Annotated in this window: 13 protein-coding genes; all 13 read right to left on the bottom strand. The window is 36.9% G+C overall.

All coding sequences use genetic code 11. The features are described from left to right. Positions 1-411 precede the first annotated feature (411 nt). The gene (locus B2X72_RS14415) at positions 412-540 is read right to left on the bottom strand and encodes a hypothetical protein (protein ID WP_286850129.1); all 129 of its coding nucleotides are present in this window, start codon (positions 538-540) and stop codon (positions 412-414) included. Between the two features lie 472 nt (positions 541-1,012). Further along, positions 1,013-1,270, bottom strand: coding sequence for a Txe/YoeB family addiction module toxin (locus B2X72_RS14420; protein ID WP_286850131.1), 258 nt, complete (start codon positions 1,268-1,270; stop codon positions 1,013-1,015). Between the two features lies 1 nt (position 1,271). Then, positions 1,272-1,526 carry a type II toxin-antitoxin system Phd/YefM family antitoxin gene (locus B2X72_RS14425; protein ID WP_286850133.1) on the bottom strand — a complete coding sequence of 85 codons (255 nt, stop codon included), beginning with the start codon at positions 1,524-1,526 and terminating at the stop codon, positions 1,272-1,274. 104 nt (positions 1,527-1,630) lie between these two features. After that, on the bottom strand, positions 1,631-2,632 hold the full coding sequence (locus tag B2X72_RS14430) for a hypothetical protein (RefSeq protein WP_286850135.1): 1,002 nt from the start codon (positions 2,630-2,632) through the stop codon (positions 1,631-1,633). Positions 2,633-2,674: 42 nt separating this feature from the next. After that, positions 2,675-3,208: a hypothetical protein gene (locus B2X72_RS14435; protein WP_286850138.1), complete on the bottom strand. Its 534-nt coding sequence runs from the start codon at positions 3,206-3,208 to the stop codon at positions 2,675-2,677. Positions 3,209-4,290: 1,082 nt separating this feature from the next. Beyond that, positions 4,291-4,806, bottom strand: coding sequence for a hypothetical protein (locus tag B2X72_RS14440; RefSeq protein WP_286850140.1), 516 nt, complete (start codon positions 4,804-4,806; stop codon positions 4,291-4,293). 120 nt (positions 4,807-4,926) lie between these two features. Further along, positions 4,927-5,370, bottom strand: a complete 444-nt coding sequence (locus tag B2X72_RS14445) for a PH domain-containing protein (RefSeq protein WP_088163041.1) — start codon at positions 5,368-5,370, stop codon at positions 4,927-4,929. 15 nt (positions 5,371-5,385) lie between these two features. Beyond that, entirely contained in the window at positions 5,386-6,195 is an 810-nt protein-coding gene (locus B2X72_RS14450) for a hypothetical protein (protein ID WP_286850144.1), read from the bottom strand. Between the two features lie 95 nt (positions 6,196-6,290). Beyond that, positions 6,291-7,037, bottom strand: coding sequence for a hypothetical protein (locus B2X72_RS14455; RefSeq protein ID WP_286850146.1), 747 nt, complete (start codon positions 7,035-7,037; stop codon positions 6,291-6,293). Positions 7,038-7,047: 10 nt separating this feature from the next. Continuing rightward, positions 7,048-7,617, bottom strand: coding sequence for a DUF4302 domain-containing protein (locus B2X72_RS14460; protein WP_286850149.1), 570 nt, complete (start codon positions 7,615-7,617; stop codon positions 7,048-7,050). Between the two features lie 98 nt (positions 7,618-7,715). Further along, positions 7,716-9,086: a substrate import-associated zinc metallohydrolase lipoprotein gene (locus B2X72_RS14465; RefSeq protein WP_286850151.1), complete on the bottom strand. Its 1,371-nt coding sequence runs from the start codon at positions 9,084-9,086 to the stop codon at positions 7,716-7,718. A gap of 3 nt (positions 9,087-9,089) precedes the next feature. Continuing rightward, positions 9,090-10,559, bottom strand: a complete 1,470-nt coding sequence (locus B2X72_RS14470) for a RagB/SusD family nutrient uptake outer membrane protein (RefSeq protein WP_286850154.1) — start codon at positions 10,557-10,559, stop codon at positions 9,090-9,092. Positions 10,560-10,570: 11 nt separating this feature from the next. Further along, a complete protein-coding gene (locus B2X72_RS14475) occupies positions 10,571-14,197 on the bottom strand; it encodes a SusC/RagA family TonB-linked outer membrane protein (RefSeq protein WP_070569145.1) in 3,627 nt (1,208 codons plus the stop codon). Positions 14,198-14,209: the final 12 nt, after the last annotated feature.

Below are 14,209 nucleotides of genomic sequence, written 5' to 3' on the forward strand. Positions count from 1 at the left end.
TAAGAGGCAGATGTATCGTAGAGCGGGGTTTGACGTATCTAGGCAACGTGTAGTATACGCTCCGTCTTGACCACCAAAAGTGGGGAAGACCCCATATGCTCCGGAATATAAGTTGTTAAACAGAAAGATATTACTTGGAGAGGTAAAAATGCCTCCAAATATCATACTGATTGAACAACAAAGGGGTCATTATCTGACGGAATGCCATGCGATAGCAGCGCTTAAACAAACATGATATCCTAAATTATGTCCGGAATCAGGGGGGCAGCATGCTCCGGTATATGCATTATATTTTGTAAATAAAAATCTATTTTAGTTTTTCCACCTGTTTGACTGTCTTAACTCTTTGGCAATATCTTCAACGGCTACACCTCTTTTCTTAAATTCCAATGTAGATTTAAGTCTATTAGCTCATTTTTCAGCTTTGGCATGCTCTTTCAACTTCGATCCCAATATTGACAAGATATAGTTGACATCTCCATCTAACTCATTAAACAGACTTGAAAAAATCACATCGCTCATCCAGATATAATTTTTCATTATCTTTGTTACGCCGGTAACGGTTACCGACGTAACAGGAATATCTGGAACAAATCTGAATAATTATCAAGATGAAATTTTACAATAGATAGCATGAATTATCTGAATTGGAAAGGATCCAAAATTTATCATTCAATGATTCTTCCCGATTAACTGTCATAACAGAAAGGCGACGCATAGGAAAGACTAGCCTGATTATTAAATCTACAGCAAATACACCAACAATTTATCTTTTCGTAGAGGCGCAAGAATGAAGTGACACTCTGTTCAGAATTTATTCCAATCATTGCTCAAGTACTGAATATTTGGTAAATATTATAATCATAACGCCTTTTTGATCCACCAATTTAAGCGATACGACATTGAAGGGAAACATCTTTTTGAGATCGGAGAGAAATATTAGTTGAAAATCTAGATATTCAAAACGCTCTTTAGGGCCGCCAGAACTCCATATTCTTTAACCATCTCTTGATCAATCATAATGAAATCTACATTTGGCAATTAGAATTTGGTCTTCCTCGTATTTATAGATCAGTCGGTGTTCTTCATCAATACGACGTGACCAAAATCCAGAATATTTATGTTTTAAAGGTTCGGGCTTGCCTATACCTTCAAATGGAGTCCTTGCTACATCTTTCAACAGTTCGTTTATCTTTTTCAGTTTCTTCTTATCTGTTTGTTGCCAGTACAAATAATCTTCCCAAGATTCATCCACGAAAACATACTTCATATCACTCCTCCGGCAATTGCTTCTCAAATGATTTTCCCGCTTTCAGCTTTTCTATCGCTGCATCAAGACGTTGTTCATTTGCTCGGGAAGATAGTTCATGGTTTGTTGCCATCAAGGAATTATATTCTTCAAGCGACATAACGACAATACCCGAGTCTTTACCACGATTAATAATCAAGGTTTCGAAGTTTTTAGACACCTTATCCAGATAGCGTTTTATGTCTTTTCGGAAATCAGATACACTAGCGATCAACATAACAGTACTTTTATTTGTACAAAAATACGTACAAATATTGATAAATCAAATAAAGTAAAGCTAATTGAAGAAAACAATAACGTCAATATTCTTTTCCCAGCCTCCTATTTCATTCGAACGAAGCTACCATTTACATAATCAAGCTTTTGGCTATAATAGTTTGTTTCGGGGCCTGACACTAGCATCCCCCCTATTGCACCCAGTAACACTGAAGCCACAACGACATTGGTTGCAGAAGCCGTTTCCTTAACGGGGCCTACAAAAATAAAATCATTATCCTCTTTGCTTAATGCATAAAACTGCACTTGACTTGAAATAAATGGATGACCAGTATGCACTACTGCGTAATAATCCTTTGGTTTTATCTTTTTAAGCTTCCCTTTTTCATCTTCTTTAAAGAATCCTAAGTATAAATCACCATCTTTCAATTGAGCTTCTCCTCCGGATGGTGTTTGAAGGGCAAATTCTTCGTAGGTCAGATATAACCCATCTTTATATGTTTCCGTGTTATAAAGTGCCAATTGTTTCTTTTGAATATCGTCGTAATGTTCAATTTCACTGAGACTATAGCTTTTTGTGGTATCGCCGTTTTTGGTTAATGCATCAAAGATCAGGTTATTGACAACCTCGCTGGCGCGTGCCAAAGTCGCTTTGGTTACATCCATCCCTTTAACGACGATAGCTGTATCAGCTCGGGCTAGCTGTAAATATTCTCCATTAGCCTTTTTTGAGAATAAGATTGCTCTAAAATCCAAAAATCCCTTTTCAGAAAAAGCTCCCGTCAATTCCGCTATGCAGAATTTTTCCAACCGCATCAGCAATTCACCATTGCCTTTACGACCGCTAATTTGTTCCAATTGGCTCTGCAACTGTTTTTCCAATGATGGCTCTGCCACCAACAACCGGTTTGCGTTCATCATACCGACCTGTATGACACCCAGATTATCTTTTATCTCTCTTGCGTCGTATAGGTTTATTTTGCCATACTTAGCGTTTTCGACGATCTTATGTGGTTTCGTAAATAGAAATGCTCTGGTCTTTTGTTGTGCATTCACTACAACAGCTTGTATAAGAATAGAAAATAGGAGGAAAATAATCCGTTTCATGGTAAATAAATTTCAGAAAATAGGTTATACTAAGTTATCATATTATTTGCTCTTCTGCAATGTCCATACTTCTTTATGGATCATGGGCTTTCCACCCGAAGCGCTATCTATATCATTTACAACAAGTTCAAGTAGTCCATTCACAAAAGTATAACGATAAGTTAACTTCTGTGAGACTGATAATGGTTCCAATTGAAGAGTGATGGTATTGCCATCGACATTATAGCTGGCTCTTATCCTATCGGCCGTTTTACTTTCGCTATCAGGTTTGTCCGGCTCCTCATATAGGTGCCCATCATCGTTGGGCAGCGTGAATATCTCCGATGTAATCAATGCGGCACTATCAACAGCATAAAACAGCAGTCCTTTATAGGTCGATGGGTAATAGCCATTCTTTGTCAAAAATGTTTTCACGTCCGTTGTTTCCTCTTTTAGTCCAGCAACCGGGTCGCTATACTTTATATAGATAGTCTTGATTTCCCATTCTCCTAAGAAAGGATTACCATCGTCTTTTTCTTTCTTACATCCTAGAAAGAAAACAACAAAGGGAATAATAAACAATAATCTTTTCATCATTTTTCGGTCAAATACGTCATTATCTAATATAGAAGTTAGAGTTTGCAATTACAATCACAGCACCGTTAGAAAGTCAGATAATATAGCTTCATTTCAAAAAAAATAACTATCTTTAAGTATGCCAAATTTAAACCTATAATACAATAATCAGAATGATGAAAACATACTTAAAAGCGAAATCCCCATTGTCATTAGTTTTGAACATTATTACTGCTCTATTCTTACTCAGCCAAATGCCTCAGCATATCCTAATACATCGAGATGCTGAAATACTGAAAATTATATCAGTAACATTAGTTGATATCTGTGCTATTGCAATTCTGATCTATTCTCTATATAGACTTATCTTTAATAGATTAAAATTCTAGCAATGAACACAATTTTATTAAAGATTTATCAATTTTTTACGACAACCACTATCGTCGAAATATCTATAGGTCGATGGCTTAGAATAATATTTGCTCTCCTTTTATTGGTTATAGGTATAAAGGATAAGCACCATTTAACCACTTGGATCGCACTCCTATTTATTTTGACAGAATTAAATGTCGACATTTTCTCCAAAAGAAGCTCAAAAATTAGAAACGAGAAGTAAGTTAACTTTTATTCCAAACCGCGGGCTCTTGCCTAGCTTTAAGTGTGAACCAATTAGATGTTAATAGCTCCTTTTTAGCAACGGATTTATATCTTCTTTTCACCTTTCTGACAGCCTATTAATAAAAAATAATCTTTTCATCATTTTTTTGGTTAAATAACATGCTTTCCTATGTTTTTCAGGATACCGCATCCTGTTATAACAACCTATATATTTAAAGATCTGAAATTATTTACGTTTCTTAGTTTTAATTTCCACAAATGTGAGTACCAGCGCACCGACTATTAAATACACACATGTTGCAACTAGTCTACCGACGGTAAATTCTGTCACTTCACCTCGAAAGTAAACGTCAATAAGTTGCTGACTGAGTATGATTACCAACATGATCTGGCAGTAGATAAAAAATAATTTGCGGTGTGTTTTCATAAAGATCTATAAGTGCTGACTATTACTCCTGTTTGCTAATAAAATAAATTATCCTTTTTTATCGTCCATTACCCCAAGCGAATTGCACATAGAAATTTCCAAGCCTATCCTTCGGCGCATTCGAAACAGCAGCATTCACTACTTTCCATTCATTTTTTGTAATAGAAGATTTATAACCTACTCTGCATTCAGGACGAAAGATATTACGTTCCGTATTGAAAGTTTTCAAGGTGACACTCAAGTCTACGATAGCAGCATCGTGCTCCATTTTCGTTTGGTTGGACTGTGTTATCAAAAAATCTTCAAATTCTCCATTCAGATTTTTCTTTTGAACGGTAAAAGTAGTAGACTGCGTACCTACTCCCAGCTGTGGGCTAAAGATCAATCTGCCTGTACGTATCGCATTGGTAGATACATAAACCGTAAAATCGCCTGTATTCATTGTATTGTCATTTTTACTGCTTGTGGAAAGGCTAAAATTCACGCCAATGAGGGGTTGTTTGATCCTATATGCAAGTCCAGCTCCAGCATTCCACCCAAATAGAGGTACCTTTCCGGAATCATAATCTTTCAAGATCCTATTCAGATTGCTAGCGTTATTAAATTGAACACCGGCAAAATAGATCGTCTCAAATGGCAGATGTTTAGTCCGAGTAACCAATTCGTATTGACGAAACTTTATTGAGGAAAAAGACTATTTCGCTTCGATAACATTGATATTGGGTGCAATTTGTTTCAATTTATCAATAAATTGGGTTGGATTTTCCGGATCAACGAATATATCATCAATTACATTATAATGCAGAATCATTCCCCTTCTATAGGGCCTTAAAACGGTGAACCTCATCGATCCAAACCAAAATACCTTATCAGCTTCAACTTTGCGAATGGAGTTGACATCAACAGAATCTGTTCCCCAGATACTTTTAATAAACAGTTTATTGTCTTCAATCCAATAACGTTTATAGAAGAAAGTGAAATACCAGGTTAATGCAAATACCGCAAACAACAAAAGTGCCCCAGTGTAAAGTCCTTGCTCCAAGTCACCATATGATACCATGGCAATAAATATAATCATCCCAGCCCCCCATATATAACTACCAAAGGGTATGTGGGTATTAAATACTTCTTTCATCATCAATAGTTTGCTAGGTCAGTTACTTTTATTCCAAACGGTAAAATTTTGCTTAACTGAAAGCGGAAACAAATTATAGACTTCACGATATTGTTCGAAATCTTCTTTCGTATTAACCTGAATATGGTAGATTAGAGGAATGACCTCGCTGTCTATATTATCTTTCATAAAATTTATTTCTTCACGTAACAGTGCTGTTTTAACATTTGGCAACCAATCTTTTGCTAAGAGCGCGTTTAATCGCTCTGAATCCTCGAATAATTTAAGATCATTATAATGTGCCACTACTTGTTGAAGACTATCTTTTTGATGTCGATTTTTAGCCCTATAACGATCCACTAATGCTAAGTATCTATTATATAACTTGTTGTTTGCTCCATCGGATACTACTGCAATTTTAATTGATTCACTCCCATTCTTAGCCAACAATAATTCTTCTAGCTCCGATTGTTGATAAGTACTGTCCAGTAACAATGTATAATTATTTGACTCTTTGGTGTCCAACCAAAATGTGGTTGACATATAATATTTCGGTGTACCGAGCTCAGGTTGGCGGGTAAATCGCTCGATCTCCTGTGGCTTCATAATATCTCTATCCCATGAAAAAACGAGTTGATAGATTCCTTTTGGAAGTTTATCAAGCTTTATCTTGAAGGTGTCGCTATATAGCGTGTCTGCGATAACTTTACTTCCACTTTCCATCTCATATAAATCAAAATAAAACGGCGACTTGACTTCCAGACTTCCGGTAAGATCCACCTTTTGATTCCTTTCACAAGCAAATAGACTTAGAAAGAAAAAATATATTATTCCGTGATATTTTAACATAATCCTATATTAGTAATCCTATACGCACTTCATGCGGATAATAGGATATTAGGTTCGACATACTGCATCGAACCTAATATTAAATCAAGATGTTATTAATTATTTTGTCCAGTAAAATAGAAATCAGGATGTTCAATGCTTTTAAATTGAGACATTACCTCAAATGTTTCAGGATTTACAAAATAATCTAATTCAAATGTATCGGTGTTGATTCTTTCTTGAAGTAAATAGCGTACATCATTATAAAGTGCACCTTCATTACCGCCTGGCGTTCCACTAGGTGTAAATTTAAATTTGTCGTTTTCTACTGTATACGTATAATTGTACGTCAATGTCGTTCTGTTTTCGCCATATTTAATGTTAAATACAACAGCCATCTTGTTGTTCACAACTTGAAATTTAAAATCTGTCGTATTTAAAATAAGGGTCTGGCCACCAATATTCCATCGACCGATACCTGCCTTTGTTGACGCCTTCCTTCCGATAAAATCTGTACTCCACCCGTTAAAGGTTGTAACATCTGGAATAGTAATGATTGAAAAACTAGTCCCCAATGCTGTAATATAAGGAATAACAGAAGAAGAATTAATTTTCACAGGATATTCTTTACCTCCGCTGTCGATTCCAACAATCGAATTTTCATCCTTCCAAATAAAACGTTCTATTTTAGCATTACCTAATAGCGCTCCGCCAACAATCTCTAGTCCATCAATCGTACTACAAAAATCTGCAAACGAAGAAGAAAATGTACCATCTGAATTAGCAACAACCACAGACATCTTTTTCGTACTAAAACCAAATGCTATTTCTGCTTCTACCCCGTCAACGACAATGGAGGTCAATGGGTTCTTCTTAAAAAANNGTCCTATTTTTTGTAATCGTATTCAGATAATCTTTCGCAATATATTTACTTGCTTCTGATTCGTTCGCCTTTACCAAAATTAAAGGCTTTTGAAACTTTCTTCCTTCAAAAAACAAAGTATCTCCGTGAGTTTTAACATAATCAAACTCAACATCACTTCCCATTCCTTTACCAGCCTGACCTCCATATGTTCCCGGATTTGGATCCTGTAGCATGGTGAGATAGTTATAGGTATCAAATGACAGGGTCGCCGCCATAATTTGACGGACCCTAAAAGTAGATTCTTTGAGTTCCGAAGAAGTTGCATCATTTAAATCGGCAACCATTTTTACGCGATCGTTATCGCCAAATTGCATGTAAAACCCATAGCCGCCAGAATACTCTGTCGTTAAACTAGCTTTCCATCCATATGGAGCACCAATTAATGTTTTCCTAACATACGAAAGGGTATCAGAGATGCGAGAGTCTGGATCAGACCCCAGCTCCAGTTCGACTTCTTTTGATTTTGTACAACTCATTGCGAGTAATACAAAACATATAAAATAAAATATCTTTTTCATCTATACATATTTTTTAATTTCCAATCCATAATACGGAATTTGTTATTCCAAATTCACCTTCTTTATTAAGTGGCATTTTAAAGAGGATTGGTAAATGATTAATATTTCTTAGTTGAGACCTTACCCGTGAGACTAAACTGAGGATTTGCTAAATCCTGAATACTTACAAATTTCAAATAATTAAGTGGCGTTTGTACACCGTTTATGCTCCAGGAGAATTTAAAACTTGTGCTCTCTAAATAATTTAATAAAGGTTTCACATCACTTATAATGTAAGAAAAATTACCGTATCCGTACCCGGCATCGGTCCCTTGTACAGTAGACAATTTTATCTTGTAACTCTCATTATCGATCTTAATAATATCCAAATCATATAAAGCATTCCAAGTATCAGTATTATTGCCAAATGGAATGGACAAGGTCATCTTGCTCGCACTAAGCATCTTTAACCGTACCCCTTTAACCTGATAACTTCCAAATCCATCTTGAATAGGCGTAAATAATTCAATCTGCTTAGGTGATAAGACATTTTCCTGTCCCCAGCTTGATCGAATATCCATATCGATGGTTTCAGTGATTGTTTTGTTCGTCACAGCCGTCAAAAAACTATAAGATTGACTCTTGTACTGCTCCTCCATTACCCTTTGAAATTCCATTTGTAATTGAGTAACATCAATATTAAAATACTTAATCATATAGTCCCGCACAATGGTCTCTTTTTGCTTTAACTTAACATAGGGAATTGAGTCAGATTGATAAGCAAATTGGTCATAATACAATTGCCCTCCAACAATTAGGTGCGACAACGTTTCGGCAAAATCCTCACCAATATTTTTACGGGCATACGGAGTGATAAATCCAAGTGCTCTCGCTGCTGCTGGTGTATTTTCTTGTGCAGTCCAATTGGAATAATAATCTCCAACACATACTTTTTCAAAATCGACTGGTATAAATCGTGTTTGATTTAATATATGGGTAAATTCATGATGGATCACTTGTAAATTTCCAACTACTGAATTAGGATTATTCTCATTCAGGCCATTTAATCCATAGAGTGTTATCCGGCGTCCACCATCAGCTGTTCCTCCTTTCACAGAACCATCTGGATCATAGTCTCCGGAGCCAAACAATGCGAATTGCTTGGGTGTATAGGTTTTAATAAAAGTTGCGCCACCAATTTTATTGTATACCTCCAAAAATCCCTTTTTCACAATATCCATTTGTGGAATCACTTTCGATTCATCTGCAGGAGATATATTTTTATTTATATCATGCATATTACGCTGATAGCGGTATACGACTTCGATATTATAGGGATCTGTCAGATTTTTAGTAATCCATTCATCAATCGCCCCCGGAACAAATGTATCGTAGTTCTGAAGTGTGTAATTTAGTTTATCTTCTTTATTACAGGCAAAGATTAATCCGATCAGACTAACTCCTGTAAATATTTTAACAATTGTTTTCATGATTTATCTTGGGTTTAGTTCGACACCTGCTAACTTCGCTTCTTGTGGAATTTGAAAGACTCTCCTCGGATCTTCAGGTTTAAGTTCTAGAATGGTTTCACGCTCATCATTGCCAATCATATTGTGCCTAACAGTTAATCCTTTACGTATAATATCAAACCAACGGAGACCCATCGACATAAAGCCAATTTGCTTAAACTGTAATGTTGTTTCAATCAAGGCTTCTTTATCATCAGCCACACCAAAAAAATCCTTGGATTTTGCAACTGTTACAGCATAGGTATTGGGATTATAATTATTAATCCTATTGCTGGCAAATAAATTAAGATCCGCCAAGGCACTATTGGTATTCCCCAATTCGGCATAAGCTTCTGCTCGATTCAATAATACCTCATCTGTAATCAATACGGATACCATTAACATTGGATAGCCTGTATTTGCGGTTGGATTTGTCACGTACCAAAACTCTTTCCACAGATAGGTGGTGTAATGTGGAGATCCATAACTTACCCCAAAGTTATAAAGCTTAGCTCCAGCAGCCGTCATACCATTATAAATATTTTGAAACACATTTATCCCCATCGCATAACGATTGTTCCACCATCTTTGGTAACCGCTATAAGTTTCATTAATCAATAAGTTATAGGGCTGTTCGGCTTTGGCAAATTCTGTACGAACGGACTCAAACCCCAATGTCTTGAACGTGGAATTATAAGGAATTAATTTACCCGTAAAATTACCACCGAAAATCTTATTGGCATTATCCACTACCTTTTGCCATTCTCCTGTAAACAAGTAAAAACGTGTAGCAAAAGCATGAGCCGCTTCAGGTGTAAAGTGATATTTAGGGACATCCCAAAGTCCTTTTCCTTTGTCTAATAACGCTAATCCTTCTTCCAGATCCTGACGAATATTATCATAAGTCGATTTAACGGTTCCTCGATCATATTTTTTTATAAGCACCGTTTCAGGTTCTTTCACATAAGGTACACCTGGGGAATCATTACTAGCTCCCGATTTTGGGTCATATACTTTTGCAAAATAGTTGGCAAGCATAAAATGACAATAAGCACGAGCAACAAGTGCTTCGCCCTTATAAGGCAAAACATCAGCGCCAAAATCATTCTTCTCAATAGCATCCAGTGCATGATTAGCTGCTGCAATTGCCTCATAACATGAATTCCAATAAGCGGTTGGAGAATCCGTATCATCGCCGATAATATCTTTCCACTCATAAAGAGCAGGAACCGGTTGATACAAATCGCCAACACCTTTGTCTTCGACATTGTCCGAATACGTTTCAGCCATAGCCAAAGAATTTCGCCCAGGATAGGCTGACGCAACCAATCGTTTGACTTTATCTACAGTATTGATCTGAGCACGCATATCAGGCTCCTGATCAAGATATTTGCTACATCCGCTGAACAAAAAAGCAGAGGATAAAAGAATATATTTGATAGTATTTAATTTCATGATTTATATTTTTAGAATCCCAACTTCACAGATAACGTAATTTGTTTTGGCACAGGAAGAGCAACTCCACCATTACTATAAAACTCCGGATCGACTCCGTTTAACTTCTTATCTGAGTATAATAACCATAAATTATTCCCTACAAGATTAAACTGTGCTGTTCTGAATTTAATGCGTGACACGAGCTCCTTAGGTACATTGTATCCAATAGAAATTTGTGACAAACGAATATAGTCGCCTTTCGCCACACGCTCGGATGAATAGTTGTAAGCATTGTACGTATAGTTTGCCGCATTTCTTTCTTCCAAAGCATTCTTAACATCGAATTCTGCCGACAACGGATCCAAAGTCGAGGGAATCACCGTTAGATACTCATCACCACGATATAAAAACCTATTGATCAAATCCTTTGATACATTATACATATCCAAATAAGATGAGGAATAACTAGGTTGCAGACGAACCTTATTACCAAAAGCAAATTTCATTAAAAAGGACAAACTGAAATTTTTATACTCTAATCGGTTATAATATCCACCCGCTATTGTAGGGTCTACAGGGCCTTCATATTTTAAGAAATCAGTTTCATTGTCCTGCAGCCAAAAATACGTAGCACCTGGTGTCCCGTCAGTACCGATAAACATCGGGTACCCACCTCTTGCGTTAAGCTTATCGAAATCGATAGAATACAATCCACGATGTGGCTTTCCTAATTTGGCCCCACCTTCAGCAGAAACTAAATTCCAGATGTTACGTGTCACATCAAGTTTTGTAATTTCTGTTTTATTAAAGCCTAGGGTAAACTGGGTCCGCCAAGTAAAACCTTGCGGATCTTTAAAAGGATATCCGCCTAGTTGAATGTCAACACCATGCCCCTTCATATCCGCATAGTTACCCAGTTTTTCGAACTGACCTCCAATACCCGATGTTCGAATAGGCCCAATCAAATCGAAAATGTTTCTTCTATAATAATCAAAGTTCAAATCAATTCGACGATTTAAAAAGCTTAGGTCAGTACCAATATTCAATTCGTACATCTTTTCCCAAGTCAATTCTGAATTTTCTAAACCGTCAATATTAATTTTACCTTCTTTCTCCGATTCGTAAGGTCGATATGCCACCGCATTATAAAATACAGCAGAGGAGTTTGACGCATTTCCCATATTTGCCACAAGACCATAAGTTGCTCTTAAGCGTGCTGAAGAGAGAATTTTATTTTCACGGTTGAAAAAATTTTCCTGGTCAATGTCCCATGCTCCCGATAAATTCCAGGTAGGCAGCCAGCGAGCTACATTAGAATGTCCCATTTTATTTGAGCCATCATACCGTGTCGTAAAGTTAAATGAATACTTATCCTTATAATTATAAGCACCTCGAAGTGCATAGGCCAATTTTCGATCATAATTATAGGCCATTGAAAAAGGAACGTTGCCACTTTCAATCGCATACTTGTAATAGCGATAGGTAGGCATTACTAAATTTCCATTGCCATATTCTATTCCTGGACCATTAAAATCATGATTTTGTTTGTCCGCATACTGAAGCTCGTAGGTTCCAAATAAATTTAATGTATGATCATTCCATTTTTGGTTGTATTCCAAATTGTGGCGCATATAATAACTGATCATATTATTATTGGCAACATTAAAGAATCCTCCATTGGGTAATATCACATATTTATCCGTATTGGGGAAATCTGGATCCGCGTACAAAAACCTATTTCCTGCATTTACTGTTTGATCCTGGTTTGCTCGATATGCTTTGGAAAGATTCGCATTTTCTGTGATCATATGCTGTCTTTCGGAATTGTAATAACGATACATCCCATTCGCAGAATAAGTCAGGGAAGGTAAAATTTTATACGTTATACCAGCTTGAACCTTAATATCCATCAATTTTAACTTGATATAATTATTATCGAGTTCATTAAGGATATTGAATGGTGCGTAGTCTCTATTAAAATACTCTAGTTTTCCATTTTCATCGTAAGCGGTTATAATACGACTCGTATTTAGCGAATAAGAGTATGGGTTAATATCAAAATCACGAGAATAGCTACCATACACAGCATCCGAAACTCTATTTAATGTTCCTGGAGTACGCTGATCCCTAATATTACTTTGGAAGATAAATTCGGTACTCAATTTATCATTGATTTTGTAATTATTACGGACATTCGCAGTAAAACGCTTCGCAGAGTTCCCCAACGTAAAACCAGAATCATTCATAAAACTAGTAGATGCATAGGTCTGGCTTTTAGCCGTCCCTGTAGACATACTTAGGGAGTGATCGTGAACAAGGGACTGCTTAAAAAGTAAGTCAAACCAATCTGTATTCGCATTGGTATAGCGCTGCAAAAATTGATACCGAGAGGGAGCATCATTGCGCAAAGCATACGAATCAGTAGAAGGATCATAATCGTACATCAGATTATACATCTTGTTAAAGACACCTCCAGTTGGGGAACGAGAAACCTGTGAATGATTTAAATAGCCTTTGTTTTCCATATCAATGATCAATTGCATCTGCTCCGCTGAGTTCATGATATCAAATTGGTTGTAATTAGGCTTGATATAGGTGGTGAAGTTTCCTGAATAATTAAAATTGACAACACCATCTGTATTGCGTCCCCTTTTCGTATTTACGACCACAACACCGTTCATTGCAGCAGCACCATACATGGCTGTGGCAGCAGCATCTTTCAATACAGTGATCGACTCAATATCATCTGGATTTAAACCTGCTACAGAAGAACCTAATAGCGTATTTGCATCCCCTGTTGACAATGCCTCATTGGAGATATTGACCGCCTCATCCAGGATGACACCGTCAATTACCCAAAGTGGTTTGTTATCTCCCGTAAGTGAGGTTGCACCACGAACCCGAATTTTGGGTGCCGCTCCAAATGTACCAGACACGTTCTGAACGGAAACCCCTGCTGCTTGTCCCTCCAACATACGAGAAATATCCGGAACCCCCGCACGTTCAGCCTCTTTCGCATCAATCTTCGAAGATGCGCCTGTGAATAATTTACGATCCAAATTTTGATAACCGGTGGCAACTACATTGACTTCATCCAATTTTTGATCATTAGCTGTAAGTACAACATTTATAGTTGACTTACCAGCCATGGAAATTTCCCTGGTTCCAAACCCGACATACCGAACGACCAAAACTGCAGAAGAAGAGGCATTAATCCTAAAGTGCCCTGAATCATCTGTTTGCGTCGAAATAGAAGTTCCCTTTACGGTTACAGTAGCGCCACTTAATCCCTTTCCATTTTTATCAGTGACGGTACCTGAAACGGATTGCTGTATAGCCAATGGGACTGTCATACTGATATTCTTTGCATTACTGTTGACCGAAATGGTGTTAGCAATAATTTTGTATTCAATATTATTGCTTTTTAAGACAGCATTCAATGCTTCCTCAACGGACGCATCCTTAACGTTCACAGAAATCCGTGCTTTAGTATTCAGATTTTCACTATATAAAACACGTAGATGGGACTGCTTGGAGATGGCAGACAATGCTTCTTCAATACGTGCATTTTTCATATTCAACGTGACTTTTTGTGCTGCGCTCTTAGCGTGCACACCCGTCACAAATGCGAATAGAAGACATGTACTAATTTTCATAATACGTAATGG

It is taken from the genome of Sphingobacterium sp. UBA7253 (assembly GCF_002472745.1).
GTDB classification, from domain to species: Bacteria; Bacteroidota; Bacteroidia; order Sphingobacteriales; family Sphingobacteriaceae; genus Sphingobacterium; species Sphingobacterium siyangense.